Here is a 25,584-nt window from a genome sequence, read left to right as displayed (position 1 = left end):
TGATGCCGAAGCCGATTCCGTAGAACGGGAGCCATTCGCTGCGAGTCATCGTTGGCCCCCGGTCTTGAGGATGCCGACGATGCGGTCGAGTTGTTCTTCCGAGAGCGGGGGAGCGTCGTCCATGATGCGCTTGATGTGTACGGCGGCGAGTTCGGCGCGAGCGCTGAGGGTCTGCTCGTGCGCTGCACCCTTCGTCCGACTGAGGTGTGCAACCTTGACGGCTGCTGTTGCGATTGACATGTGTCTCATTTCTTTTGCCCCCCCCCGGCAACAACAACGCTATGGGTGTTGCGCGGCAGACCAAAATGAAATGGGTAACGAGTTGGCAACAACTCCCCTAAATGGAGTACATGTGTGCTATGACGCTATAGCCCTATGGATACATGGCTAGTTTCTGGAAACCCACTCGATCTCCACGGTCGACGGGTCGAAGGCATGACGACCACTCGGAGCGCGGTTCACTTTCACGACCATTAGCTCCGACAACACCCGCCGCTTCATCGGTAGCGGCAACGCATCCCACCGCGCCGGGACGCTCTCGGCCAGCACGAGGTCAGCCAGCGGCGAAGCTGTCCGCATGAAGTCGAGCCGTGCCTCCAGCACCTTGATGCGGTGCGTCATGTCTTCGGCCCTCTCGCGCACCGCCTCACGACTCAGCAGTCCGTCCGCGAGGAGCGAAGCGAGGTCGTCCCGGCGTTCGCGCAACGTGGATAGTTCCGCCTCGTGCGGTGCTGCGTCAGGCGTGGTGCGTAGCGCCGCGACGACTTGAGGGTCAGCCAGCCGCGCCAGCAGTACGTCGACCACGAAGGTCTCGACGTGTTCCATCTTGCGCGAGGTGCACCAGCTCTTCGTACACGCCAGCGACATGTACGAGCGGTCAGGTCGAGCGGTGAGGTTGCTTCCGCACACTCCGCACTTCGCGATTCCAGACAACAGGTGCTTCGTCGATGTACTCCAGTCACCGGCTCGCTTGCGGCGCGAACGCATCCGAACGTAAGCGCTCCACGTCGCCTTGTCTATGGTGGGTTCCCAGTTGCCCTCACCGGCATACTCGCCCTTGTAGTGACGCTCTCCCGCGTAGGCAGGATTGCGGAGCATGGAGCGCACTCGTGCCATTGACCATGCGCCGGGAACCTCGCGCTCTGTCCAGTCCTTCGCCAGCGCGTAATAGGTCTCGCCGTCAAGGTAGCGCCGGTAGCCCTCGCGCACGATCTCGGCCTCGGCGGGGACGATGACCACCTCGCCGTTCACGCGCTCATAGCCGTATGGCCGACGCGAGAATTGCCAGACACCGGCAGCGGCGCGTTGCACGTTCGAGGACTTCTGGCGGAGCGCCTTCTGCTCTCCCTCGTAGGTTGACCACGCGGCCACGGTTCGAGCCACGGCACGACCGGCAGGGGTCGAGAGGTCGAGGGTGCCAGCGGTCACGGTATAGACCGGCACGTTGAGACCGATGACCTTCTCCAGATCAGAGGTCAATCGGAGGATGCGGTCTTGATGCCACGCAATGATCGACTCCGGCTGAGCGTGGAGCATGGCCTCGAACTCAGGCCGCACCTTGCCAGTCGTCGCGCTGATGTCGTTGTCGATGTAGACGTGGTCGATCTCGTGCCCTAGCCGTTCGGCCAGAGCGCGGCACTCGGCCTCTTGCCGCTCAACGCCGAGGGAGTCCCCGTCGCGGTCTTGGCTGATGCGGCAATAGATGACTGATCTCATGGGGAACAGAATACCCCCATAACGTACAGACCGTTCTTGTGGTCATTATTTGGGGTCTTGCGGGTCCAGCACTCAGCTCGGTTTTTGAACAGGCTATTGATCGCGTCACCGGCTTCTAATGCGTGCGCGCTGGCGCGAACGCGGCAGGCGGCTGGGTGCTGACGAATCCGGGTCCGCCGTGGTGGAGTTCGTTCTCGTTTCGGCTCTGTTGACGGTGTTGACGCTCAGTGTCATCCAGCTGGCTCTTGCGTTGCATATCCGCAATACGGTGTTGGATGCCGCGGCTGAGGGCGCGCGCTACGCCTCCCTTGCCGACACCTCGTTGGGCGATGGCGTCACTCGCACTCGTGACCTCATCTCTACGGCGCTGTCGCCCGGCTATGCGTCGGATGTGAGCGCAAGCACCACGTCCCACCTCGGGCAACCCGCCGTGCTCATCACCGTGCGGGCACCGCTGCCGCTCTTTGGCCTCATCGGTATTAGCGATGGCTTGGAGGTGTCGGCCCATGCGGCAATCGAGCAGGTTCGCTAATGAACGGGGTTCGTCATCCCTGGAGTTCATTACGGTCGGCATGGTGATGCTCATTCCGCTCGTGTATCTGGTGCTCACGATGTCCGCGATTCAGTCCGGAGCTCTTGCTGCTGAGGGGGCTGCCCGCCAGGCGGCGCGCGTGTTCGTTCAGGCTGACACTCTCAGTGAGGCGAACGCAGCGGCATCGCGCGCGGTCGAGTTCGCCCTCGACAATCACAACGTGGATGCCGCAAGCGCGGCGGTCACGATCTCGTGCGCACCCGATCCCAGCGATTGTCTGTCCCGCCACAGCTTCGTCACCGTGCAGGTGGCTATTGCCGTGCCGCTCCCGCTGGCACCGCCGGTGCTGAGCGGCTCATTTCCTCTAGAGGTGCCGCTCGATGCGGCCGCGACGCAGCAGGTTTCTCAGTTCGCGGGGTCGCGCTAGTGAGCCGGCGCGATGGATTGCGTGACGACGATGGTTCTGCACTCCTGCTCACCATCTTCTATGGCTTCCTCTCACTCGTGCTCATTTTCTTGGTGGTCGCGGCAACCTCGCTCTATCTGGAACGTAAGCGACTCTTCACACTCGCGGATGGCGCTGCTCTCGTCGGAGCAGAATCCTACGATCTCGACGATGTGCTGCGAACGCCCCAGGGGTTTCGCCCGCAATTGACGCCCGCCAAGGTCGCGGTCGCGGTGGGGGAATATGTCGCTGCCGCCCCGACCTCAGAGTTCGACGGGCTCACCATCGAGCACGCGACGAGCATCGACAGCTCCAGCGCGACGGTCTCGCTGTCTGCCTATTGGCGACCGCCGTTTGTCTCGCTCTTGGTCCCGGAGGGCCTGCGTATTGAAGTGACGGCGAACGCGCGTTCGGTCTTTTCCTAGCGTCCCCTGGAGGCCCGACACGAGCACACTGAAATCCTCCAGCCAGCGATCACATTCCATCCAGCGAACAGGGAGTTTCAATCCGTAGCGTGGGTGATGCGCTTCTCGCAGGCGCATCACCGAAGCAAAGGAGTTAGCCATGAAACGAATCGCTATCGTCGGAGGCCACGGCAAGATTGCCCTGAGTCTGGCCGAGCTTCTCACCTCTCGCGGCCACCACGTGCACTCGTTGGTCCGCAAGCCTGAGCAGGAGGCTGACATCAGCGCCACGGGCGCCATGCCCGTCATTGCAGACATTGAGGCGCTGAGTGCCGAAGAGCTCTCTGAAATTTTTACGGGGCACGATGTCGTCGTGTTCTCGGCGGGTGCTGGTGGGGGAAGCCCCGAACGCACCTATTCGGTTGACCGTGATGCGGCCATCCGCACCATGGATGCTGCTGCCCACGCGGGCGTCAAGCGCTACGTCATGGTCTCGTACAAGGGTGCCGGTTTCGATCACGGTGTTCCCGAAGACAACGCTTTCTTCGCGTATGCAGAAGCGAAGGCTGCTGCCGATGAACACCTCCGCACTGGCCCCCTCGAATACACCATCGTCGGCCCTGGATCACTCTCGAGCGAAGCCGCATCGGGCATGATCGGCGTCGGCGATGACGCCACCGACGAGCACACGAGTCGCGACAATGTGGCCCGGGTTCTCGCTGAGGTGATTGATGCCGACAACACCATCGGTCACACCATCGAGTTCACTGATGGGTCGACCCCGATTCCGGATGTTATCGCCGCTATTGCTTAGCGTGCGGGATAAATAGAGATCCCACTCCCAGCGCAATCAACGCCACCCCACCGGTTGCGCTGAGGGTGGTGATTCTCTGTGGTGAGCGCGCGAACCAGTCGCGCGCGAAACCGGCAGCGATCGCCCACGACGTATCCGTCACTACCGCGATCGCCATAAACAGCAGGCCCAAAAGGAGCAATTGCAGTTGCACATTGCCAGCTCCGAAGCTCACGAACTGCGGCAAAACGGCAACGAAAAACACGGTCGCTTTGGGATTCGTAATGCCGACAACGAAACCTTGGCCGAAGATGCGCCAGCGTGACTGTGGGCGGGGAGCTGCGTCATCCGCTGTCGTGTGAGCGTTGCGGTGACGGATCGCTTGAACGCCGAGGTAAATCAGGTAGGCGGCGCCGAGATACTTCACGATGGTGAACGCAATAACGGATTGCGCGATGATCGTGCCGACGCCGAAGGCCACGGCGAAGACAAGCACAACCCCTCCCGTGGCATTACCTAGAGAGCTGATGATGCCGCCAAGCTTTCCCAGCGAAAGCGAACGGCCTATCAAGAAGAGCACACTGGGTCCGGGAATGAGGATGATCGGCAGAGCGATGAGCACGAAGGCAATCAGGTTGCTGTTCGGGATCATTTCGCCAGTCTAGGGCTCCGGGCTCGCCGGAGAAGACCGGCCGGCCAGGGCTACCTCGTGGTGCCTAGCGCTGTGGTTTGGTGATGTACCGCGGCACGTACCGCACCATGATTCCAGCGCCGATGAGGCCCAGTATTCCTACGGCCCCCGCAGCAAAGGAGATGGAGGCCACGGCCGTTATCCCTGCGATGAGCAGGGGAGAGGATGCCTGGCCGACGCCTCCGGTGAAGCGCCAGGCTCCGAGGAACGGGGCAGGGTTGTCTTGCGGAGCAAGGTCGGCACCGAGGGTCATCAGGATGCCGCTGCCCAAACCGTTGGCGAGTGACAGGAACATGGCGGCGAAGATGAACCAACCAACGTTCTGCGCTGAGTCGTGGGTGAACGAGAGTACGAGGTGGCCGATGCCGAGACCAACGAGAGAGGGCACGGCGGTCCACAAGCGTCCGAAGCGGTCCATGATCTGGCCGCCCGTGTAGAAGAGGGCGAAGTCCACCGCCCCGGCGATGCCGATGATAATGGCGGTGTTGGTGTCGGCGAGCCCAATGCTCACGGCCCACAGCGGCAAGATTACTTGGCGACTCGCACGCATTGCTCCGATGACGGCGGCACCGAGGCCGAGGCGCGAGAGCAGCGCACGATTGCGGTGCACAGTAGCGAAAAGCCCGTGTGATTCTTGCTCTACTAGGGCTTCGCCGTCACGCAGCGTGCGGTTGTTGATGCGAGTGGTGTGCACCGCACCGAACGTTGTCGCGGGATCGGGAAGGAGAACGAGCACCGCGGCGGCGGCAAGCGCTGCCACAACATGAATCCAGAAGGCAGCAGTCACGGTGCCGGTGAGGTGAATGACTCCGGCAGAGATGAACGGTCCAATGAATATGCCGAGCCGGAAGGTTCCCCCGAGTGTAGAGAGCGCACGGGCCCGATAGGCAACAGGAACGAAGCTTGTGAGAAAAGCATGTCGCGCGAGCGCGAACACGGCAGCAGCCAGTCCGAGCAGCAGCACACCGAATCCGAGTGCGACGGGGTTGGGGGCGAGAATCGCGATCACGACTCCGATGATGGAGAGTGCACTCGCGCCGATCATGGCCGGGCGTTCGCCCACACGGGAGATGAGCCATCCGCTCGGAATATTGCCGAACAGCTCGCCGAGGGTCAGCACGGCTGCGACGAGGCCAGCAATTGCCAGAGTCGCCCCGAGGCTGTCGGCAGCGATCGGAATCAGCGGGATGATCGCGCCTTCACCGATCGAAAAAAGTAGTGTCGGCAAGAGAACGGGAAGCCCGATCGAGCGCCAGCTAAAGGGTTCTCCTGTTGTGCTCATCGCCGTCCATAATATGTCGTGCGGGCCAGAGGGTGCGCGCGAACGGGCACGAGGCCAACAGGTGTCGCGTGGGGTTCGCGGGTAGTCTGGTTGGTGACATGGATGAACTGGACTTTTCTGACGACATCGCGGCGCTGCGCTCCACCTTTGCGGACATTCGCCAGGTAGTCGACACCGACCGGCTCACGTCGGAGATCGCACGATTGAGCGAGGCCGCTGGTGCCCCCGATCTGTGGGATGACACCGACAAGGCGCAGAAGGTCACGAGTGACCTCAGTCACCGTCAGGCTGAGCTAGCCAAGATCAATTCCATTTCGAGTCGCCTTGACGATCTCGAGATCATGGTCGAGTTGGCGAACGAAGAGAGTGACGATCAGGCAGCGGCGGATGCTCGCGCCGAGCTCAGGGGCATCACGAAGACTTTGGGCGACCTTGAGGTGCAAACCCTTCTCAACGGTGAGTTTGATCAGCGACCCGCCGTCATCACCATTCGCGCGGGAGCAGGTGGCGTCGACGCCGCCGATTTCGCCGAAATGCTGTTGCGCATGTACCTGCGGTACGCCGAGCAGCACTCGTATCCCACGCGCGTGCTCGACACGAGCTATGCCGAAGAGGCCGGCATCAAGTCAGCGACCTTCGAGGTCGACGCTCCCTTTGCATTCGGAACGCTCAGTGTTGAGGCTGGCACGCACCGTCTCGTTCGCATGAGCCCGTTCAACTCAGCTGGCAAGCGCCAGACGAGTTTTGCCGCGGTCGAAGTTGTACCTCTTATTGAGACGACGGATGTTGTCGAAGTTCCCGAGAACGACATCCGTGTCGATGTCTTCCGTTCGTCCGGTCCCGGCGGCCAGTCGGTCAACACGACCGACTCAGCGGTGCGCATCACTCACTTGCCCACGGGAATTGTGGTGAGTTGTCAGAACGAGAAGAGCCAGATTCAGAACCGCGCTGCCGCCATGCGCGTGTTGCAGTCGCGGCTGTTGCTACTTCAGCGTGAGCAGGAAGCGGCCACCAAGAAGGAAATCGCGGGTGTCATTACCGCGAGCTGGGGCGACCAGATGCGCAGCTACGTTTTGGCGCCGTATCAAATGGTGAAAGACCTCCGCACGGAGTTTGAGGTTAACAATCCTTCGAATGTGTTCGATGGTGACCTTGACGGTTTCATCTCGGCGGGAATCAAATGGCGCAAGCGCGCCATCGAATAACCACGACCGCTCGGTCTAGCTAGGGCTCCACCGATCAGTCGTTCGCTGCCGGTGTGCCCTGAACTGGGCCACCCTGTGAGTACGTGCCTGCGGTGCGTCGCTGCCGAGTTCTCAGGTGCGGCTCTTTAGGCTGGCTCCAAATGATTCGTTTTGATTCTGTTTCGAAGTCGTATCCGGGCACGACACGACCGGCGCTGAACTCTGTTGACCTTGAGATCCTCAAGGGCGAGTTCGTGTTTTTGGTTGGCGCATCCGGCTCGGGCAAGTCGAGCTTTTTGCGGCTGATCCTCAAAGAGGAGAACCCCACTAAGGGTTCCATCCACGTGCTCGGTCAGCACCTGAATACGCTGTCGAGCCGCAAGGTGCCCTATTTCCGTCGCAACCTTGGCGTGGTCTTCCAAGACTTCCGTCTGCTGCCCAACAAAACGGTCTTCGACAATGTGGCGTTCACGCTGCAGGTCATCGGCAAGAGCCGGGGCTTCATCCAAGAAGCTGTTCCGGATGCTCTCAAGATGGTCGGCCTCGCTGGCAAGTCGAATCGTTTTCCTCATGAACTTTCGGGTGGTGAGCAGCAGCGTGTGGCCATCGCTCGCGCTGTGGTGAACAAGCCCGCCATCATGCTCGCGGATGAGCCGACCGGAAACCTTGACCCGGCGACCGCTGCGGGAATCATGACGCTCCTCGAGCGCATCAATCTCGGTGGCACGACCGTGCTGATGGCTACCCACGATGCTGGCATCGTGGACCAAATGAAGCGCCGAGTGATCGAGCTTATCGGCGGTCAGATCGTGCGCGACGAGCTTCAGGGTGGATACCAAACGCAGACGGTTCCCACTCAGGGGCGTATTCCGCATCCTGCTGCAAGCAAGCCTGCATCTGCCGCTTCGACCGCGACCCAGTCTCCAGCACGCCCGATGGCTTCGCCGTCATCGCAGGGTGAGGGGCTCGACGCATGAGGCTTGGACTGATCTTAGGAGAGGTCGGCAGCGGACTGCGCCGCAACCTCTCGATGGTGGTCTCCGTCGTTCTGGTGACCTTTATCTCGCTCACGTTCGTGGGCGCATCCATTCTTCTGCAGATGCAAATCGGGCAGATGAAGGGCTACTGGTACGACCGCGCGCAAGTGGCGGTCTACATGTGCACCGAGATCGATACGACCGGCAATTGCACCCTGGCTGAGGCGACGGAAGATCAGATCGCGGCAGTGCAGCAACAGCTCGATTCGCCGACTCTCGCGCCGTACATCAACGAGGTCGAGTTCGAGACGCATGAGCAGGCGTACGAGAACTTCAAAGAGCAGTTTGCCGACACCACCTTTGAAGGCATTATCACGCCGGAGTCTCTCAACGAGAGTTTTCGGGTGAACCTCGTCGATCCGGAGCAGTCCGATGTTCTCATCGAGAGCCTGTCGGGGCTTGCGGGAGTCGAAAGCGTTGAAGATCAACGAGCCTATTTGGAGCCGATCTTCGCGATCCTGAACGCTGCCAGCTACACCGCAATTGGGGTCGCAGGTCTGATGCTGGTTGCTGCGGTGCTGCTGATTGCCACGACCATCCGGCTGAGCGCGTTCTCTCGACGGCGAGAGCTCGGCATTATGAGGCTCGTGGGGGCGTCGAACAGATTCATCCAGACGCCCTTCATCCTCGAGGGTGTTTTCGCCTCGTTGATCGGATCAATCCTCGCGGGCGGTGCGATTGTCGCGATCGTGCAGTTCTTCGTGCGCGGCTATTTGGCGTCAACACTTCCCGTCAATACCAGCCTGCTCGGCATGGAAGAGGCACTGCTCGTCGTGCCCATTCTCATCGTCTCGGGCGCCGCGCTTGCTGCGGTATCCGCCGGCGTCGCGATTAGTCGTTATCTCAAGGTGTAGTCGCCAGTCCACTCTCGCGCTAAACTGGTCTGCTGCACTGTCGGCATCCGCCGTAGCATTGCAGCATCCAATTTATTGAAGAGAGAAGTGAACCATGCCCAAGGAAGGTGACCGAAAGGTTGTTGCCAGCAACCGTAAGGCGCGCCACGACTACAGCATTGAAGACACCTTTGAGGCTGGTCTTGTGCTGTCGGGTACTGAGGTCAAGTCTCTGCGGTTAGGGCGAGCCAGCCTGATCGATGGCTACGGCTACATCGACGATCATGCTGAGGCCTGGTTGGATGCCGTGCATATTCCTGAGTTCTTTCAGGGTTCGTGGAACAATCATCCTCCGCGTCGCAAGCGCAAAATGTTGCTCCACAAAGAGCAGATCCTGAAGATTCACAACAAGATCAAGCAGGGCGGCTACACGCTCGTTCCCTTGTCGATCTACTTCTTGGATGGCCGCGCCAAAGTCGAGCTCGCTGTTGCCAAGGGCAAGCGCGAGTATGACAAGCGTCAGACGCTGCGTGAGCGCCAAGATAAGCGCGAGTCAGATCGGGCAATTTCGGCCCGCAAGAACATGGGGGAGTAGCAGAACTTCGTTTCCGCGCTCGTCTCTGTGCTCGTTTTCGCGCTCGTTAGCGTGCGCTGAAGCGCGCCTCGACGCGTGCCGAGATCGCGATCTTCTCGGGGTTGAGCGTCAGCTGGGCGCCATCCGAGGGCGCACCTGACATCCGCATCGCTGCGGCGCTGGCAAAGGGATCGTGATCGCCTGCGGGGCCGACGTGGTCGAGCATCCCTGGATCGGCAATGGCGAGAGCGGTCACCTCGGTGAGCCCCACACTCGCTGCGTACTCGTGTGCCTTGGTGAGGGCATCCGTAACGGCGAGGCGTCGGGTATGTGCGTGTGCGGCACGAGTGGATTCTTCGGTGAGTTCCCACTCCACGTATTTCACCGCAGTGTTGTCGACCGCACTGACGTACTCGATGAAGAGGGCCAGAGCGTCGAAGTCCTTGAATCGTGCGACGTAGTCGATCGCGGCGGAGTGCACGAGCGGCAGTTGTTGGCCGGCGTTATTCCACGGCCGTTGGGAGGTGACGCGCACGGTGTCAGACGACCACCGGGTAATTGCACCATCGTTCGAGGCGAGCTTGGCGAGGAGGGCATGCACCCGACTCGACGACTGCAGTGCAGCATCGAAGACCTCGCTCCGGTCGGGACCATCTATGGATACCGCCAGATGCACGATGCCGCGTTCGGCAGGGTGCCACGACTCATGCTCGCCTCGAACAGTGATGACGAGGGACATTGTTAGATGGCGCCGAGTTCTTCGAGCTTGGCCTTCAGCTCCTTGTCGCTGGGCTCCACTTGGAAGGTTCCGTCCGTGAAGTGCACGACAGGGATGTTGAGGCGGCCGCTGATGGCGTGGGCGCGATCTGCTGCTGTGGGGTCCTTCTCCACATCGACTTTTTCCCAGTCAATGTTCAACGAGTTGAGGAGAGCTTCGGAACGTACGCAGTCGCGGCACCAGTCCGCGCCAAACATGGTGATTTTGGCGGGTAAGGCTTGAGTTGTATCGGTCATGAACCAAATCTACTTCGCCATCACTGGATGAGGGCGTTGCGTTCGCTGGCAGCGTTCAGTGCGCGGCTGCAGGGCTGGCTACTGCGCCGAATCCGACCTACACTAGAGGGCTACCTGTTCATTGGGCGGCAATTGATAACTCCACAGCGCGACAACGACCCACACAGGGGGATGATCGGTTTCGACATTGCCTGCAAAACTGTGAGAAGCGGGTCGAGAATGCAGCCTTATCTCGTTAACGATGACTGCAAACTATAAGTGCCAATTCAAAGCGCACTGACTTCGCCCTCGCTGCCTAAGCGAGCGCACTAAAGAAGTCCGTCAGACCGGGAATGCTCTCTACTCGGATTCTGGCGCAATTTAGAGAGATTGCTGCGTAGTTACGCCTGAGGGCTACGTGGGACTTGCACTCTGGCTGGGCTTGTTGATCTAGGTGCTTGTGGCAAAGATCAGAGCCGAGTAGAACGCCTGCACAAGATACACCCGTAGAAGGCACAGAATTACAGCAGTGGACGGGGGTTCAATTCCCCCCATCTCCACCACCGGTCGTTGTCGCGTTGAGTTCTCTGAAACATCAGGGAGCGCAGGTGGAGAGACGGAGACAAGCGAGCTGCATCGTCAGCTGGCTTGTCTCCGTTTTTTGTTGCGCCGTGGCTGTCGAGGCGCGTGAGAGATCGCGTTCCCTAGTGGTCTCAATCTCCTTGCCGCAAATACCCTAGGGGGTATAGTCTGCGGTTATACGCAGCTACACAGGAGAAAGTTTGAGGCGCGGATGGCACGGGTAGTCGTTATGGGAGCTGGAGTTGCTGGGCACACGGCGGCGCTTCATCTAAAGCGGAAACTTGGCAAACAACACGACGTCGTCGTCGTGAGTCCAAACTCCCAATGGAACTGGATTCCGTCGAATATCTGGGTCGGCGTTGATCGCATGGCGGCGAGCAAGGTCGTCTTTCCTCTGGCTCCCATTTATCGCAAGAAGAAGATTGAGTTCCATCAAGCCAAAGCGACCACGATCTTGCCGGATGGTGATGCTCACGATCCTCGGTCACAAATAGAGGTGGAGTACACCTCTCCAGCAGCTTCCGGCAGCACCGCTCGAATTCCCTATGACTACCTGATCAACGCGACAGGTCCGGCTTTGAACTTCTCCGCGACGCCGGGGCTAGGCCCCGACACCGGTCACACCGTCTCAGTGTGCACCCCGAGCCATGCGGTTCACGCGGCCCAGGAGTTGAAGGCGATCACCGCTCGACTCAAGAACGGCGAAAAGCTGACTCTCGTGGTCGGCACGGGGCACGGCACCTGCACGTGCGAGGGCGCTGCGTTTGAATACGTGCTCAATGTTGAACATGAGCTACGCCGGCACGGTGTCCGTGACAATGCCGACATCGTATTCTTCACCAATGAGATGGAGCTTGGAGACTTCGGCGTCGGTGGCATGATCATCAAGGACAAGGGTTCGTTCATCAGCGGGGGAGCACTCGCAGGCACTCTCTTCGCCGAACGCGGCATCCGAACTGTGCTTGGTGCAGCAGCGACCGCGATTACCGCCGACACCATCGAGTATGTTCAGGTCGACGGTGCTCCGCAAAGCCTTCACTTTGATTTCTCGATGCTGTTGCCGCCGTTCCGCGGCGTGCCGTTCGAAGTGCGAGATCGTGACGGCCGAGACATCACTGCCACGGTTTTCGCCCCGAGCGGGTTCATGAAAGTCGATGCTGATTACGCGCCGAAGGCGTACGAGGATTGGCAGGCGTCAGACTGGCCGAAGACCTACCAATCACCGGCATACCCAAACATGTTTGCGGCCGGTATCGCGTTCGCTCCGCCGCACGCCATCTCGGAGCCGCATCAGACGCCCGATGGCGTCATGATTGCGCCGGCTCCACCACGCACGGGCCAGCCCTCAGGGGCGATCGCCAAAGCGGTGGCGTTCTCTATCGTGGACATGATTCAGAGCGGCGATATGACGCCGACGCATACCGCACCGATGAACCATCTTGCAGCAGCGTGTGTCGCGTCAGCGGGCACCGGCGCATTCGAGGGATCCGCGGTAGCCATGGTGATGTCGCCCATCATCCCGGACTTCACGCAGTACCCCGAAACCGGTCGCAACATCACAGAAACCACTGCAGAAATTGGTCTTGGTGGGCACTGGGCGAAACGAATATTGCACACCGCCTTCATGTACAAAATGCATGGATACCCATTCTGGTGGGTAGTCCCCGAGTGAGTCGGCAACGAAGGATCACACTATGAAAAGCACCATTGTCGTCAATCACGAACCGTGGGTGGCGAGCGAGCGAGAGAAACGCGCCCGCCACAACGTGGTGATTCAAATCTGGCGCTTCGTGCGTATGTCTTTCGTGATGTTTTTACTGGGGCATCGCAAACACGACGCCTAGCGTTACGCCTCCGGGGGAGCGGGAGTGTTCCGCTCGGCTCCCGGTGACGGAGTCACCGTGAAGGTGACAGGCTCGGTGAATTCGCGCGCGGCGAAAGCTTCCTTCACGGCAGCCTCTACTTCAGCGATGCGGTCGTTGGGAACAAGAGCGATTGCCGCTCCGCCGAATCCTCCACCCGTCATCCGTGCGCCGATCGCACCGTGTTCGCGAGCAGTCTCGACCGCAAGATCGAGTTCGGGAATGGATATTTCGAAGTCGTCGCGCATCGAGACGTGCGATGCATCAAGCAGCGCACCAATGGCGAGCGGGCCTTCGGTAGTAAGAGTGCGAACGGTGTCGAGCACCCGCTGATTTTCGGTAACAACGTGACGGACTCGGCGGAACGTCACGTCGTCAAGAATTTCTTGAGCGCGCTCAAGATCAGCGACGCTTACATCGCGCAACGACGAAGCGCCTAGCGCCGCTGCTCCGGCTTCGCAGGATGCGCGGCGTTCGGAATAGCCGCCGGTCGCGTGAGAGTGCGAGACGCGAGTGTCCATCACGAGAATGCTCAATTCCGCTGGAGCGAGTCCGAGCGGCACAACTTCGACCTCGAGGGAGCGGCAGTCGAGGAACACGGCGGAGTCTGTGGCGCCCAAGAGAGACGCAGACTGGTCCATGATTCCGGTGGGAGCACCGACGACCTCGTTCTCGGCGAGTTGTCCTACCTTGGCGAGTTGCTCGCGTGGAAATCCGAGCTCCCAGAGATCGTTGAGGGCCAAAGCGACGGAACTCTCGATCGCAGCCGACGACGAAAGGCCGGCACCGACGGGCACGGTCGAATCAATGAGGATGTCGACTCCGGGCACACTGTTCAGGTCTGTGCCGTGTTGGCCGAGAGCCCAGGCGACGCCGAGCGGATACGCACTCCAGCCGACGATTTCTCCGGCGGAACGCGCCGCGTCGAGTCCGGAAAGCGGAAGCTCCACCGCGGTATCGTCGAAGGTGCTGGTGACGCGGATCACACCGTCGGTGCGCAGTCCAACGGCAGCACGGGTGCGGCGATCGATGGCGAACGGCAGCACGAAGCCTTCGTTGTAGTCGGTGTGTTCGCCGATGAGGTTGACGCGGCCGGGTGCCGACCACACGCCTTCGGGGTCGTGGCCGGTTAGTTCGCTGAAACGCTGGCCAAGTTGCTGCACTGTGTCACTCATGCTCGTTCGATTGCCTTTCGGATGTTTTCGGCTGCGGCCTCTGGCGTGACGTCAGCGATCCAGGCGCCCATCGCCGATTCAGATCCGGCGAGGTACTTCAGTTTGTCTGCCGCGCGTCGAGGCGACGTCAGTTGGAGGTGCAGGCGGAAAGTGTCGCGTGCACGATTCACGGGGGCTTGGTGCCATGCCGCAATGTAGGGCGTCGGGGTGTCGTAGAGGGCGTCGATTCCCCGAAGCAGCTTCAGGTACATCGTGGCGAGTTCGTCGCGTTCTTCTGGGGAGGTCGCGGCGAAGTCGGCAATCTGGCGGTGTGGCAGCATGTGCACCTCGATGGGCCAGCGCGCGGCGAACGGCACGAAGGCAGTCCAGTTCTCTCCGCTCAGCACAACGCGGTCGCCGGCGCGTTCGAAGTCGAGGATGCGCTGAAACATGTCGGGGCTCGTGCGATCGATCGCATCCAAAGTCCGCTGTGTTTTGGGGGTGATGTAGGGGTAGGAGTAGATCTGGCCGTGCGGGTGAAGCAGCGTGACGCCGATTGCTTCTCCGCGGTTTTCGAACGGAAAGACCTGCTGCACGCCCTCGAGTGCCGAGAGCGCCTCGGTCCGATCCGCCCACGCTTCGATCACGGTGCGTGCGCGGCTGGGGGTTTGAGTGCCGAACGATCCTTCGTGGTCGGGGCTGAAGCACACCACCTCGCAGCGGCCAATGGAACTGCGGGTGCGGCCGAGTCCGAGTTCGGCAAGGTCATCGAGCCCGGTCGGGCTGTTTTCGCTTCCGGCGAGGGCTGGCCCGAATGACGGTGAACGGTTCTCGAAAACAGCCACGTCATAGAGTGCGGGAACTTCCGACGGGTTCTGGGGAGTCTGCGGTGCCAGCGGGTCTTGATCGGCAGGCGGGAGGAAGACTCGGTTCTGGCGTGCGGCGGCGACGGAGACCCATTCTCCCGTCAGGATGTCTTGGCGCATGGTTGCGGTCGCTGGTCGGGGGTCGAGCACACGGTTGTCGACTGATCGCTCTTCGCCAAGCGTGGTGTCAGCGTCATCGAAGTAGATGAGTTCACGGCCATCGGCGAGGGTAGTGGCGCGTTTGGTGATCTTCGAGGTCATGCTGCACTTCCCTCGGGGGTGCTGGTGTTTTCGGCACGAAGGCGGGCGTCCCAAGCGCTTTGAACCATTTCTTCCGCGGTGTGCCGCATTTTCCAGTCGAGATCGCGGGCGGCGAGATCACCGTTGGCGACAATGCGGGGCGGATCGCCGGCTCGCCGTGGCGCGATTTCTGGGGTGAAGTCGATGCCGGTGACGGTAGCGATAGCGGTCATGATTTCTGCGACCGATAGTCCGTTTCCGCTGCCGAGGTTATAGGCAGGCTCGATTGCTTCGTGAGCTTCCAAGCGGCGGGCCGCAGCCACGTGCGCGGCGGCGATGTCGGCGACGTGCACGTAGTCGCGCACGTTGGTGCCATCGGGGGTGGGGTAGTCGGTTCCGTTGATCCGCGGTGTTTTTCCGGCGACGAGCGCTTCGAAGACGAGGGGGAAAAGATTGTGGGGGCTGGTGTCGTAGACCATAGGGTCGCCGGAGCCGACGACGTTGAAGTAACGCAGCGACGTGTGGCGCAGGCCCGTGGCGACGGCTTCGTCGCGCAGCAACCATTCGCCGATCAGTTTCGATTCGCCGTAGGGGGAGAGGGGATCCTTCGCTGTGTATTCGGTCACTAGCTCGACATCAGGTGTTCCGTACACTGCGGCACTCGAGGAGAAGACGATTTGATCGATCTCTGATTCCTGCATTGCTTCGAGCAAGGCGAGCGTGCCGGTGACGTTCTGCGCGTATGTGTGGAGTGGCCGCTGCACGGAGACGCCGGCGTACTTGTAGCCAGCAACGTGGATGACGCCGGTCACGCCGTGGGTCGCCATCGTTTCTTTGAGCGCGTTCTTGTCCCGGATGTCAGCCTGCACGAACGCGGCACCTTCCGGAACGAAGCGCGTGAATCCGCTGGAGAGGTCATCAACGATGACTGTTTCCATTCCGGAGTTCAGTAGTGCGCGAGCTACGTGAGCGCCGATATAGCCAGCGCCGCCGGTTACCATCCAAGTCATTGCAGTCCCTTGCGTCGAAGCAGCGGTGGTGCCGCGAACGCAGCTCTACACCCTGTGATTGTCTAATAATATGATTATTAGTGTGTGGCGTCTAGTCACCACGGTATCCGCAGAAAGCGGCTTAGTCATGAACGGATGAGCCGCAGTTCGCGGATGTTCGGGTTGAAGTCCATCTCGCGAACGGTACCGTCATACATGAAGCGATTCCTGGCATAAAAGGCCCGTGCGCGAGGGTTTTGTTCAAGCACCCAGACGCTGGCGGCCGCGCCTCCCAGCGCGGCATCGATTAACGCTTGGCCTGCGCCCGTACCGTGGGCGCTCATAAGCACATAGATCATGGCAAGTTCCTCAGAAGGCAGATCGTGCTCGTCGCGATTGTGGTGGGCGTGAGCGAGACCGACAATGCGGGAGCCCACCTCGGCCACCACGGTTGTGGTGCTGGTGTCCGTAAGGAGCTCATTCCACATTGCTTCTCGTCGTTGCCGTGCCTCGTCACTCCATGCTTGCTCAGGAAAGAATCCGGCGTACGTCTCTTTCCAGCACTGCGTATGCACAGCAGCGAGCTCTTCAGCGTCGTCGAGCCGCGCGGCTCGTGTGGTGAAACTAGGCACGAATCTATCTTCGCGTATTCCCCTGCGTTGGGTGTGCGGCTGTGGCATCTGTGAAGAGATACGGATGCCGTGAATAGCCGCACACATTGTGCGGTCGGTGACGCCGACGAGTAGTGCGCATCCCCATGTTGTGGCGTGTGTCGAGACGCGACGCGCCCGGGATGCACGCGGTGTTGGCGAGGGGGACAAAATGCACGTAATGTTTCCTCTTGTCACCCCAAAGGTGCGGAAGTCCCGGGCAGTTCTGCTGCTAGGTTTCCGGCCTCAAGTGGGGGCCACCATTCGCTAAATCTGTTATAGTTTTAGTCCGGTCGGGTCACCGAATTCCTCTCGCAGGTTTCGCTGTCTGGCCGTCGGATGTCTTCCCGCTTCATGCGTGTGTTGGTCAGTTGTTGTGTGCCGTTCTGGTGCAGTTCTGCTGGTTTGACAAGCGCGGTGAAGCTGGTAAGTTAGACAGGTTGCCTTTCGCTTTCAGCGGGGGTTGCCAACACAGGTTTTGAAAGCCCTGGGGTGAAGCCGTTCTGCGGTGGAGGTCAGGAGCGTCCGATCCTTGAGAACTCAACAGCGTGCACAATGTCAAATGCCAAAAACCCGACTGTGTTTATGGGAATTGTTCTAATCAGAACGGTTGTCGTTTATGCAGCGGATTCCTTTGGAAAAAGATATAAACAAACAAAGCAAGTCAGTATTGATTTGTTCTGTCAGTTTCAAACTTGCAGGGTTCTGACCTATTCCGGTTAGTCTCTGCGCAAGATGTGCATCGGTTACTTGTAGCTGGTGCAATCAAACATTTATGGAGAGTTTGATCCTGGCTCAGGATGAACGCTGGCGGCGTGCTTAACACATGCAAGTCGAACGATGAAGCCGGAGCTTGCTCTGGTGGATTAGTGGCGAACGGGTGAGTAACACGTGAGTAACCTGCCCTTGACTCTGGAATAAGCGTTGGAAACGACGTCTAATACCGGATACGAGCTTCAGCCGCATGGCTAGGAGCTGGAAAGAATTTCGGTCAAGGATGGACTCGCGGCCTATCAGGTAGTTGGTGAGGTAATGGCTCACCAAGCCTACGACGGGTAGCCGGCCTGAGAGGGTGACCGGCCACACTGGAACTGAGACACGGTCCAGACTCCTACGGGAGGCAGCAGTGGGGAATATTGCACAATGGGCGCAAGCCTGATGCAGCAACGCCGCGTGAGGGACGACGGCCTTCGGGTTGTAAACCTCTTTTAGTAGGGAAGAAGCGAAAGTGACGGTACCTGCAGAAAAAGCACCGGCTAACTACGTGCCAGCAGCCGCGGTAATACGTAGGGTGCAAGCGTTATCCGGAATTATTGGGCGTAAAGAGCTCGTAGGCGGTTTGTCGCGTCTGCTGTGAAAACTGGGGGCTCAACCCCCAGCCTGCAGTGGGTACGGGCAGACTAGAGTGCGGTAGGGGAGATTGGAATTCCTGGTGTAGCGGTGGAATGCGCAGATATCAGGAGGAACACCAATGGCGAAGGCAGATCTCTGGGCCGTTACTGACGCTGAGGAGCGAAAGCATGGGGAGCGAACAGGATTAGATACCCTGGTAGTCCATGCCGTAAACGTTGGGAACTAGATGTAGGGGCCATTCCACGGTTTCTGTGTCGCAGCTAACGCATTAAGTTCCCCGCCTGGGGAGTACGGCCGCAAGGCTAAAACTCAAAGGAATTGACGGGGGCCCGCACAAGCGGCGGAGCATGCGGATTAATTCGATGCAACGCGAAGAACCTTACCAAGACTTGACATATACGAGAACGGGCTAGAAATAGTTCACTCTTTGGACACTCGTAAACAGGTGGTGCATGGTTGTCGTCAGCTCGTGTCGTGAGATGTTGGGTTAAGTCCCGCAACGAGCGCAACCCTCGTTCTTTGTTGCCAGCACGTAATGGTGGGAACTCAAAGGAGACTGCCGGGGTCAACTCGGAGGAAGGTGGGGATGACGTCAAATCATCATGCCCCTTATGTCTTGGGCTTCACGCATGCTACAATGGCCGATACAAAGGGCTGCAATACCGCGAGGTGGAGCGAATCCCAAAAAGTCGGTCTCAGTTCGGATTGAGGTCTGCAACTCGACCTCATGAAGTCGGAGTCGCTAGTAATCGCAGATCAGCAACGCTGCGGTGAATACGTTCCCGGGCCTTGTACACACCGCCCGTCAAGTCATGAAAGTCGGTAACACCCGAAGCCAGTGGCCCAACCGCAAGGAGGGAGCTGTCGAAGGTGGGATTGGTAATTAGGACTAAGTCGTAACAAGGTAGCCGTACCGGAAGGTGCGGCTGGATCACCTCCTTTCTAAGGAGCATGGCAGCTCGTTTTTCCGTCTCTGCGGTATACACAGAGTTAGTGGGAAACGAAATTTATGTTGCCGAGTCGTACCAGCCTGTTCGGGTTGGACGGCGCTCATGGGTGGAACATTGACATTGTGATCAGAGGAACTGTTGTTTCTTTAGTACGCCAGCTTGCTGGTTGGAACGAGGGGTTTCAGGGGTGCTGGTCTTTGCACGTTGTTGGGTCCTGAGGGACCGGCCACGGATCGGAAGATTTGTGTTCGTACCTTAGGGCCGGAGCATCCGTAAGGGTGTTTGGGTCAACGGATCCTGGTATCACTTCCTTTCGAGGGGGTGGTGGAGGATACCGCCCGTATTTTGAGAACTACACAGTGGACGCGAGCATCTTAGATCTGACCGAAAGGTCGGATCACAAGAAATAAACGATGACCCTCACAGCTTTGGTTGTGGGGAATAATTCATTGGTCAATCTCAACACTTTGGTGTTGCGATCGATTCTTATACTCATGTGATATCAATTTTCTAAGAGCAAACGGTGGATGCCTTGGCATCTGGAGCCGAAGAAGGACGTATAAATCTGCGATAAGCCTCGGGGAGCTGATAATAGAGCTTTGATCCGAGGATTTCCGAATGGGGAAACCCCGCTGGGCGTTGCAAGACGACTCAGTGACTCCCGCCTGAATATATAGGGCGGGTAGAGGGAACGTGGGGAAGTGAAACATCTCAGTACCCACAGGAAGAGAAAACAACCGTGATTCCGTTAGTAGTGGCGAGCGAAACCGGAAGAGGCCAAACCGATCATGTGTGATAGCCGGCAGGCGTTGCATGGTCGGGGTAGTGGGACTTTTCAGCTGTTACTGCCGTACAGCAAGGATTACAAAGTGATATAGACGAATGGGATTGAAAGCCCAGCCATAGACGGTGCCAGCCCGGTAGTCGAAATGTTGCAATGGTCCGAAGAGTATCCCAAGTAGCACGGGGCCCGAGAAATCCCGTGTGAATCTGTCAGGACCACCTGATAAGCCTAAATACTTCCAGATGACCGATAGCGGACAAGTACCGTGAGGGAAAGGTGAAAAGTACCCCGGGAGGGGAGTGAAATAGTACCTGAAACCGTTTGCTTACAAACCGTTGGAGCAGCCTTAGTAGCTGTGACAGCGTGCCTTTTGAAGAATGAGCCTGCGAGTTAGTGATCAGTGGCGAGGTTAACCCGTGTGGGGCAGCCGTAGCGAAAGCGAGTCTTAATAGGGCGTTTTAGTCGCTGGTTCTAGACCCGAAGCGAAGTGATCTATCCATGGCCAGGTTGAAGCGTGTGTAAGAGCACGTGGAGGACCGAACCCACTTAGGTTGAAAACTGAGGGGATGAGCTGTGGATAGGGGTGAAAGGCCAATCAAACTTCGTGATAGCTGGTTCTCTCCGAAATGCATTTAGGTGCAGCGTTGCGTGTTTCTTGCCGGAGGTAGAGCTACTGGATAGCTGATGGGCCCTAAAAGGTTACTGACGTTAGCCAAACTCCGAATGCCGGTAAGTGAGAGCGCAGCAGTGAGACGGTGGGGGATAAGCTTCATCGTCGAGAGGGTAACAGCCCAGACTACCAACTAAGGTCCCCAAGCGTGTGCTAAGTGGGAAAGGATGTGGAGTTGCATAGACAACCAGGAGGTTGGCTTAGAAGCAGCCACCCTTGAAAGAGTGCGTAATAGCTCACTGGTCAAGTGATTCCGCGCCGACAATGTAACGGGGCTCAAGCACACCACCGAAGTTGTAGATTTCGTATTATAGGTAAGCCTTCGTGGTTCAGCCGTACGGAGTGGTAGGAGAGCGTCGTGTGGGCAGTGAAGCGGCGGTGTAAACCAGCCGTGGAGCCTACACGAGTGAGAATGCAGGCATGAGTAGCGAAAGACGGGCGAGAAACCCGTCCTCCGAATGATCAAGGGTTCCAGGGCCAGGCTAATCCGCCCTGGGTAAGTCGGGACCTAAGGCGAGGCCGACAGGCGTAGTCGATGGACAACGGGTTGATATTCCCGTACTGACGAAGAACCGCCCAAACTAATCCAGTGATGCTAAGAGTCTGAATCCTCTAGATGGATCCCTTCGGGGTGAAGCGTGAGGCCTAGCACTCGACCCTATGCTGGTGCGGTTAGCGTATTAACAGGTGTGACGCAGGAAGGTAGCTGAGCCGGGCGATGGTTGTCCCGGTCTAAGAATGTAGGCCGAGAGATAGGCAAATCCGTCTCTCATTACGGCTGAGACTCGATGGGTAGTCCTCACGGACGAAATCAGTGATCCTATGCTGCCAAGAAAAGCATCGACGCGAGGTTCAAGTTACCCGTACCCCAAACCGACTCAGGTGATCAGGTAGAGAATACTAAGGAGATCGAGAGAATCGTGGTTAAGGAACTCGGCAAAATGCCCCCGTAACTTCGGGATAAGGGGGGCCTAAGGCGTGAACGGATTTACTCCGGGAGCGCTGCAGGGCCGCAGAGACCAGTGGGAAGCGACTGTTTACTAAAAACACAGGTCCGTGCTAAGTCGCAAGACGATGTATACGGACTGACGCCTGCCCGGTGCTGGAAGGTTAAGAGGAACGGTTAGCCGTAAGGCGAAGCTGTGAATTTAAGCCCCAGTAAACGGCGGTGGTAACTATAACCATCCTAAGGTAGCGAAATTCCTTGTCGGGTAAGTTCCGACCTGCACGAATGGCGTAACGACTTCCCAGCTGTCTCAACCGCGAACTCGGCGAAATTGCACTACGAGTAAAGATGCTCGTTACGCGCAGAAGGACGGAAAGACCCCGTGACCTTTACTATAGCTTTGTATTGGTGTTCGGTGTGGCCTGTGTAGGATAGGTGGGAGACTGTGAAGCTTGGACGCTAGTTCAGGTGGAGTCATTGTTGAAATACCACTCTGGTCATATTGGATATCTAACTTCGGACCGTAATCCGGTTCAGGGACAGTGCATGGTGGGTAGTTTAACTGGGGCGGTTGCCTCCCAAAAAGTAACGGAGGCGCCCAAAGGTTCCCTCAACCTGGTTGGTAATCAGGTGTCGAGTGTAAGTGCACAAGGGAGCTTGACTGTGAGACTGACAAGTCGAGCAGGGACGAAAGTCGGGACTAGTGATCCGGCAGTGGCTTGTGGAAGCGCTGTCGCTCAACGGATAAAAGGTACCTCGGGGATAACAGGCTGATCTTGCCCAAGAGTCCATATCGACGGCATGGTTTGGCACCTCGATGTCGGCTCGTCGCATCCTGGGGCTGGAGTAGGTCCCAAGGGTTGGGCTGTTCGCCCATTAAAGCGGTACGCGAGCTGGGTTTAGAACGTCGTGAGACAGTTCGGTCCCTATCCTCTGCGCGCGCAGGAAATTTGAGAAGATCTATCCCTAGTACGAGAGGACCGGGATGGACGAACCTCTGGTGTGTCAGTTGTTCCGCCAGGAGCACCGCTGATTAGCTACGTTCGGAATGGATAACCGCTGAAAGCATCTAAGCGGGAAGCCAGCTTCGAGATGAGATTTCCATGGCTTAGGCCGAGAGACTCGCAGCTAGACTACTGCGTTGATAGGCTGGATGTGGAAGCAGGGACTAAAGACCTGTGGAGCTGACCAGTACTAATAAGTCGATAAATTGATAACACCCCACCTCACTGGGCAGCCTTAGGGTTGTCGAATGGTGACTGAGAAGAATTCTCGCGTCCACTTTGTGGTTCCCGATTTACGGTCGGGAACTGCGCCCAGCACACACTGCTGAGCACCCACTTTGGTGGAATGCTCTGTGATGTGAACTGGCCCAGACTGATACATAAATCAATAGTGTTTCGGCGGCCATAGCGAGAGGGAAACGCCCGGTTACATTCCGAACCCGGAAGCTAAGACTCTCTGCGCCGATGGTACTGCAAGGGGGACCTTGTGGGAGAGTAGGACACCGCCGGACTTCAATTGTAAAATAGCCACCACTGTGTTTGATAAACACAGCTGGTGGCTATTTTGCGTTAAGTCCCCACCCCAAAATCAGGAGCAACGAATGAGCGATTCCTCAGAAAATGACGGCCGGCACGACAGCCGACCCCACGGGAACCGCTCTGGCGCGCCCCGATCTGGTGGACGTCCCACTGGTGGGCGTCCCGGTGAGGGACGACCAAGCGATGGAAGGCCACGCCGCGACAACGCCGCAGGTGGACCAGCCCGCGGCAAGCCAGCATCCGGCTCGGACCGTCCGTGGCGTAACAAGCCCGAGGGCGATGACCGCCGTCCACGCCGCGATGGCGATAGTGCCGGTGCTGACCGTCGTCCGCGACGCGACGCTGATGGCAGCGATCGTGCGCCGCGTCGAGATTCCTCCGCTGGCGACGACCGTCGCCCCCGCCGTGATGCCGCTGGAGACCGTGATGGTCGCCCGCAGCGCTCCGGCGACCGAGACTCGCGACCTCCTCGTTCTGGTGACCGCGATAGCCGCCCCCCACGCTCCGGCGATCGCCCCGATAGGGGAGACCGGCCGGCACGCCCGTTCCGTTCCGATGGCTCAGGGCGCCCCGAGCGCGGCGGACGTCCCGACCGTGGATCTGATCGCCGCGGTGGTCCCGACGAGAAACGGCTGTGGACCAAGGGCGGTGCGCCAGCGCGCGGAGACCGCGACGCTAGCGAACGTGAGCCTGAAGAGGATCGCGATCCTTTCGGCATCCGCTCGGTTCGTGCGTACCACCAGGCTCCCGAGATTCCGGAGGGCGTTACGCCCAAAATGCTTGATCGGGTTGCCTCAAATGAGTTGAAGACCCTCAGCAAGGAGAATGCAGAAGGCGTTGCCCTGCACTTGGTGATGGTGTCGCGCCTCATCGAGGAAGACCCTGAACTTGCCCACCAGCACGCCATTTCGGCTGCTCGTCGTGCAGGCCGCATTGGAGTCGTTCGCGAAACTCTCGCCATTACGGCGTATGCGACCGCTGACTACGCTTTGGCGTTGCGCGAATTGCGCACCTACCGTCGTATCACTGGTCGTGACGATCAGCTGCCCATGATGGTCGACAGCGAACGTGGACTCGAGCGCCCTGAGCGGGCCCTTGAACTCGGGCGTTCAGTGAAGCGCAGCACGCTGTCTTCAGCCGTTCAAGTTGAGTTGGCTATTGCGATGTCTGGCGCGCGCCTCGACCTCGGTCACGCGGAAGAAGCGCTCGTGGAGTTGCAGATTCCGCAGCTCGACCCCGACAAGGCGTTCTCGTACAGCCCGGCGTTGTTCGGTGCCTACGGAACCGTGCTCGAAGAGCTCGGTCGCGACGATGAAGCGGCCATCTGGTTCTCTCGCGCCGATGTTGCAGAAGCAGCACTCGGCGATGACGAAGACGACATGATCGAAGTTGTTGAAGAAGAGCTTGAATTCGACGCGTCCGATGACGGTGCAGTAGAAATTGAGGATGCCGATGGGCCTCTGGAAGTCGCTGACGAAGCGGCCGGAAACGATGACGAGACGGGCGAGCGTGTCAGCTAAGACACCCCTCACGGGCGTCGCACTCGTACTCGCGGACCTCGATGGAGTGATCTATCGCGGACCGGATGCGATTCCGTATGCCGTTGAGAGCATGAACGCGATTGATGGCCCACACGTTGCTTACATTACGAATAATGCGTCGCGCACCGATGCATCCGTTGCTGAGCACTTGAGCGAGCTCGGGCTGACGGTGGAACCGCGCGACGTGGTGACCTCGCCGCAAGCGGCCATGGGATTGTTGCGCGATATCGTTCCTGCCGGTTCGACCATCATGGTTGTTGGCGGCGACGGCCTGACGAACGAGCTTGAAAAGTCAGGTTTTGTGGTGACCCGGTCGGCTGATGATTCGCCAGCGGCCGTCGTGCAGGGCTTCGCTCCGCACGTGGGCTGGAAGGATCTCGCAGAAGCCTCGTTCGCGCTCAAGGGCGGAGACTCCGGAATCCCTTGGATCGCCACCAACACTGACTGGACGATTCCCCAGGCTCGCGGCACAGCGCCCGGTAACGGCACTCTTGTGTCAGCGGTGCATTCCGCTGTTGGCCGTTTGCCGATCGTCGCCGGCAAGCCAGAAGTGGCCATCTTCGAAGAGGCGTTTGCTCGTTACGAGTCACGCGAAGCGCTGATGATCGGCGACCGCCTCGACACTGACATTCTCGGGGCCAACCGAGCCGGCATCCCGTCGCTTCTCGTTCTGACAGGCATTGATCAAGCAAAGCAAGTGCTGGCGTGTATCCCGGATGAGCGACCGACGATGATTGTTGATGATTTGCGCGGGCTGCATGAGCCCTATCCGGAAACGCAAGTTACCCACGACGGCGCCGCCGTCGTGACGACGGTGGGAACGGCGACAGTGCGCCTCGAAGGGCAGCGACTGACCGTGACTACGGCCGGAACATCCATCGACCGATTGCGCGCTGGCGCCGCAGCAATTTGGAACTCGGGGAGCGCCATTTACGCCCTCGAAGTGCCAGCGGAGCTATATTCATGAGC

22 protein-coding genes, 3 rRNA genes and 1 other RNA gene are annotated in these 25,584 nt (G+C 59.1%); 16 read left to right on the top strand and 10 right to left on the bottom strand.

The features are described 5' to 3' along the window. Positions 1-45 precede the first annotated feature (45 nt). Complete coding sequence (locus I6E74_RS09885) at positions 46-240, bottom strand: hypothetical protein (RefSeq protein ID WP_197125132.1); 195 nt, start codon at positions 238-240, stop codon at positions 46-48. A 147-nt stretch (positions 241-387) separates the two neighbouring features. Then, positions 388-1,716 carry a recombinase family protein gene (locus I6E74_RS09880; protein WP_197125130.1) on the bottom strand — a complete coding sequence of 443 codons (1,329 nt, stop codon included), beginning with the start codon at positions 1,714-1,716 and terminating at the stop codon, positions 388-390. A gap of 118 nt (positions 1,717-1,834) precedes the next feature. Here I6E74_RS09880 and I6E74_RS09875 point away from each other — a divergent pair, with 118 nt between their 5' ends. The 4 genes from I6E74_RS09875 (at position 1,835) to I6E74_RS09860 (ending at position 3,911) form a co-directional block, all read left to right on the top strand. Then, entirely contained in the window at positions 1,835-2,248 is a 414-nt protein-coding gene (locus tag I6E74_RS09875) for a TadE/TadG family type IV pilus assembly protein (protein WP_197125128.1), read from the top strand. Then, complete coding sequence (locus I6E74_RS09870; RefSeq protein ID WP_197125125.1) at positions 2,223-2,675, top strand: hypothetical protein; 453 nt, start codon at positions 2,223-2,225, stop codon at positions 2,673-2,675. The genes I6E74_RS09875 and I6E74_RS09870 overlap by 26 nt, the downstream gene beginning before the upstream one ends. Further along, positions 2,675-3,118: a Tad domain-containing protein gene (locus I6E74_RS09865; RefSeq protein WP_197125123.1), complete on the top strand. Its 444-nt coding sequence runs from the start codon at positions 2,675-2,677 to the stop codon at positions 3,116-3,118. The genes I6E74_RS09870 and I6E74_RS09865 overlap by 1 nt, the downstream gene beginning before the upstream one ends. Positions 3,119-3,257: 139 nt before the next feature. Then, positions 3,258-3,911, top strand: coding sequence for an SDR family oxidoreductase (locus I6E74_RS09860; RefSeq protein ID WP_197125121.1), 654 nt, complete (start codon positions 3,258-3,260; stop codon positions 3,909-3,911). Here the strand turns inward: I6E74_RS09860 and I6E74_RS09855 are convergent. Both I6E74_RS09855 and I6E74_RS09850 read right to left on the bottom strand, forming a co-directional pair. Next, on the bottom strand, positions 3,901-4,542 hold the full coding sequence (locus I6E74_RS09855) for a LysE family translocator (RefSeq protein ID WP_197125119.1): 642 nt from the start codon (positions 4,540-4,542) through the stop codon (positions 3,901-3,903). The genes I6E74_RS09860 and I6E74_RS09855 overlap by 11 nt on opposite strands. A 64-nt stretch (positions 4,543-4,606) precedes the next feature. Beyond that, positions 4,607-5,863: an MFS transporter gene (locus I6E74_RS09850; protein WP_197125117.1), complete on the bottom strand. Its 1,257-nt coding sequence runs from the start codon at positions 5,861-5,863 to the stop codon at positions 4,607-4,609. Positions 5,864-5,961: 98 nt separating this feature from the next. Between I6E74_RS09850 and prfB the strand changes: the two genes are divergently transcribed. The 4 genes from prfB (at position 5,962) to smpB (ending at position 9,512) form a co-directional block, all read left to right on the top strand. Next, the gene (gene prfB, locus I6E74_RS09845; RefSeq protein WP_197125115.1) at positions 5,962-7,068 is read left to right on the top strand and encodes a peptide chain release factor 2; all 1,107 of its coding nucleotides are present in this window, start codon (positions 5,962-5,964) and stop codon (positions 7,066-7,068) included. 140 nt (positions 7,069-7,208) lie between these two features. Continuing rightward, on the top strand, positions 7,209-8,024 hold the full coding sequence (ftsE, locus tag I6E74_RS09840; RefSeq protein WP_197125113.1) for a cell division ATP-binding protein FtsE: 816 nt from the start codon (positions 7,209-7,211) through the stop codon (positions 8,022-8,024). After that, positions 8,021-8,938, top strand: a complete 918-nt coding sequence (gene ftsX, locus I6E74_RS09835; RefSeq protein WP_197125112.1) for a permease-like cell division protein FtsX — start codon at positions 8,021-8,023, stop codon at positions 8,936-8,938. The genes ftsE and ftsX overlap by 4 nt, the downstream gene beginning before the upstream one ends. A 94-nt stretch (positions 8,939-9,032) precedes the next feature. Next, positions 9,033-9,512 (top strand): SsrA-binding protein SmpB, encoded by a 480-nt coding sequence (smpB, locus tag I6E74_RS09830; protein ID WP_009771737.1) that lies wholly within the window; start codon positions 9,033-9,035, stop codon positions 9,510-9,512. A 46-nt stretch (positions 9,513-9,558) separates the two neighbouring features. Here smpB and I6E74_RS09825 read toward each other — a convergent pair whose 3' ends face one another. Continuing rightward, positions 9,559-10,230 (bottom strand): SIMPL domain-containing protein, encoded by a 672-nt coding sequence (locus I6E74_RS09825; RefSeq protein WP_197125111.1) that lies wholly within the window; start codon positions 10,228-10,230, stop codon positions 9,559-9,561. 2 nt (positions 10,231-10,232) lie between these two features. Further along, positions 10,233-10,505, bottom strand: coding sequence for a glutaredoxin domain-containing protein (locus I6E74_RS09820; protein ID WP_197107244.1), 273 nt, complete (start codon positions 10,503-10,505; stop codon positions 10,233-10,235). Positions 10,506-10,672: 167 nt separating this feature from the next. Here I6E74_RS09820 and ssrA point away from each other — a divergent pair. The 3 genes from ssrA to I6E74_RS09805 all read left to right on the top strand — a co-directional run bounded on the left by ssrA (position 10,673) and on the right by I6E74_RS09805 (position 12,910). Further along, positions 10,673-11,047, top strand: a transfer-messenger RNA (tmRNA) gene (ssrA, locus tag I6E74_RS09815). A gap of 230 nt (positions 11,048-11,277) precedes the next feature. Next, on the top strand, positions 11,278-12,738 hold the full coding sequence (locus I6E74_RS09810) for an NAD(P)/FAD-dependent oxidoreductase (protein WP_197125110.1): 1,461 nt from the start codon (positions 11,278-11,280) through the stop codon (positions 12,736-12,738). Between the two features lie 22 nt (positions 12,739-12,760). After that, a complete protein-coding gene (locus tag I6E74_RS09805) occupies positions 12,761-12,910 on the top strand; it encodes a hypothetical protein (RefSeq protein ID WP_197125109.1) in 150 nt (49 codons plus the stop codon). A 2-nt stretch (positions 12,911-12,912) separates the two neighbouring features. Here the strand turns inward: I6E74_RS09805 and galK are convergent, their stop codons facing one another. From galK to I6E74_RS14595, 4 genes are all read right to left on the bottom strand, one after another. Further along, complete coding sequence (gene galK / locus I6E74_RS09800; RefSeq protein ID WP_197125108.1) at positions 12,913-14,103, bottom strand: galactokinase; 1,191 nt, start codon at positions 14,101-14,103, stop codon at positions 12,913-12,915. Continuing rightward, positions 14,100-15,209: a galactose-1-phosphate uridylyltransferase gene (galT, locus tag I6E74_RS09795; RefSeq protein WP_197125107.1), complete on the bottom strand. Its 1,110-nt coding sequence runs from the start codon at positions 15,207-15,209 to the stop codon at positions 14,100-14,102. Before galT ends, galK begins: the two co-directional genes overlap by 4 nt. After that, positions 15,206-16,198 carry a UDP-glucose 4-epimerase GalE gene (gene galE / locus I6E74_RS09790; RefSeq protein WP_197125106.1) on the bottom strand — a complete coding sequence of 331 codons (993 nt, stop codon included), beginning with the start codon at positions 16,196-16,198 and terminating at the stop codon, positions 15,206-15,208. The genes galT and galE overlap by 4 nt, the downstream gene beginning before the upstream one ends. 125 nt (positions 16,199-16,323) lie before the next feature. Then, positions 16,324-16,809 carry a GNAT family N-acetyltransferase gene (locus tag I6E74_RS14595; RefSeq protein WP_197125105.1) on the bottom strand — a complete coding sequence of 162 codons (486 nt, stop codon included), beginning with the start codon at positions 16,807-16,809 and terminating at the stop codon, positions 16,324-16,326. A gap of 790 nt (positions 16,810-17,599) precedes the next feature. Between I6E74_RS14595 and I6E74_RS09780 the strand changes: the two genes are divergently transcribed. The 5 genes from I6E74_RS09780 (at position 17,600) to I6E74_RS09760 (ending at position 25,582) form a co-directional block, all read left to right on the top strand. After that, a 16S ribosomal RNA gene (locus I6E74_RS09780) occupies positions 17,600-19,122 on the top strand. 508 nt (positions 19,123-19,630) lie between these two features. Continuing rightward, positions 19,631-22,748 (top strand): 23S ribosomal RNA (locus I6E74_RS09775). 181 nt (positions 22,749-22,929) lie between these two features. Next, positions 22,930-23,046: ribosomal RNA gene (gene rrf / locus I6E74_RS09770) — 5S ribosomal RNA — on the top strand. The 16S, 23S and 5S rRNA genes sit together here, the layout of an rRNA operon. 90 nt (positions 23,047-23,136) lie before the next feature. After that, positions 23,137-24,594, top strand: a complete 1,458-nt coding sequence (locus tag I6E74_RS14405; protein WP_231604875.1) for a primosomal protein — start codon at positions 23,137-23,139, stop codon at positions 24,592-24,594. Next, complete coding sequence (locus tag I6E74_RS09760) at positions 24,566-25,582, top strand: HAD-IIA family hydrolase (RefSeq protein WP_197125321.1); 1,017 nt, start codon at positions 24,566-24,568, stop codon at positions 25,580-25,582. The genes I6E74_RS14405 and I6E74_RS09760 overlap by 29 nt, the downstream gene beginning before the upstream one ends. The last annotated feature ends 2 nt before the right edge of the window (positions 25,583-25,584 follow it).

The organism is Salinibacterium sp. SWN139, assembly GCF_015864625.1.
Classification (GTDB): domain Bacteria; phylum Actinomycetota; class Actinomycetes; order Actinomycetales; family Microbacteriaceae; genus Rhodoglobus.
The sequence above is the reverse complement of the archived record's forward strand: the minus strand, read 5'-3'. Positions and strand labels throughout refer to the sequence as shown.

Excerpts from the sequence above, each read along its gene's own strand:
- I6E74_RS09875 (WP_197125128.1), top strand. The coding sequence starts at position 1,835 with ATGCGTGCGCGCTGGCGCGAACGCGGCAGGCGGCTGGGTGCTGACGAA.
- I6E74_RS09860 (WP_197125121.1), top strand. The coding sequence starts at position 3,258 with ATGAAACGAATCGCTATCGTCGGAGGCCACGGCAAGATTGCCCTGAGT.
- I6E74_RS09805 (WP_197125109.1), top strand. The coding sequence starts at position 12,761 with ATGAAAAGCACCATTGTCGTCAATCACGAACCGTGGGTGGCGAGCGAG.
- I6E74_RS09820 (WP_197107244.1), bottom strand. The coding sequence starts at position 10,505 with ATGACCGATACAACTCAAGCCTTACCCGCCAAAATCACCATGTTTGGC.
- smpB (WP_009771737.1), top strand. The coding sequence starts at position 9,033 with ATGCCCAAGGAAGGTGACCGAAAGGTTGTTGCCAGCAACCGTAAGGCG.
- ftsX (WP_197125112.1), top strand. The coding sequence starts at position 8,021 with ATGAGGCTTGGACTGATCTTAGGAGAGGTCGGCAGCGGACTGCGCCGC.
- I6E74_RS09885 (WP_197125132.1), bottom strand. The coding sequence starts at position 240 with ATGTCAATCGCAACAGCAGCCGTCAAGGTTGCACACCTCAGTCGGACG.
- I6E74_RS14405 (WP_231604875.1), top strand. The coding sequence starts at position 23,137 with ATGAGCGATTCCTCAGAAAATGACGGCCGGCACGACAGCCGACCCCAC.
- I6E74_RS09870 (WP_197125125.1), top strand. The coding sequence starts at position 2,223 with ATGCGGCAATCGAGCAGGTTCGCTAATGAACGGGGTTCGTCATCCCTG.
- I6E74_RS09825 (WP_197125111.1), bottom strand. The coding sequence starts at position 10,230 with ATGTCCCTCGTCATCACTGTTCGAGGCGAGCATGAGTCGTGGCACCCT.
- ftsE (WP_197125113.1), top strand. The coding sequence starts at position 7,209 with ATGATTCGTTTTGATTCTGTTTCGAAGTCGTATCCGGGCACGACACGA.
- galT (WP_197125107.1), bottom strand. The coding sequence starts at position 15,209 with ATGACCTCGAAGATCACCAAACGCGCCACTACCCTCGCCGATGGCCGT.
- galE (WP_197125106.1), bottom strand. The coding sequence starts at position 16,198 with ATGACTTGGATGGTAACCGGCGGCGCTGGCTATATCGGCGCTCACGTA.
- I6E74_RS09855 (WP_197125119.1), bottom strand. The coding sequence starts at position 4,542 with ATGATCCCGAACAGCAACCTGATTGCCTTCGTGCTCATCGCTCTGCCG.
- I6E74_RS09760 (WP_197125321.1), top strand. The coding sequence starts at position 24,566 with ATGACGAGACGGGCGAGCGTGTCAGCTAAGACACCCCTCACGGGCGTC.
- I6E74_RS09810 (WP_197125110.1), top strand. The coding sequence starts at position 11,278 with ATGGCACGGGTAGTCGTTATGGGAGCTGGAGTTGCTGGGCACACGGCG.
- prfB (WP_197125115.1), top strand. The coding sequence starts at position 5,962 with ATGGATGAACTGGACTTTTCTGACGACATCGCGGCGCTGCGCTCCACC.
- I6E74_RS09850 (WP_197125117.1), bottom strand. The coding sequence starts at position 5,863 with ATGAGCACAACAGGAGAACCCTTTAGCTGGCGCTCGATCGGGCTTCCC.
- I6E74_RS09880 (WP_197125130.1), bottom strand. The coding sequence starts at position 1,716 with ATGAGATCAGTCATCTATTGCCGCATCAGCCAAGACCGCGACGGGGAC.
- galK (WP_197125108.1), bottom strand. The coding sequence starts at position 14,103 with ATGAGTGACACAGTGCAGCAACTTGGCCAGCGTTTCAGCGAACTAACC.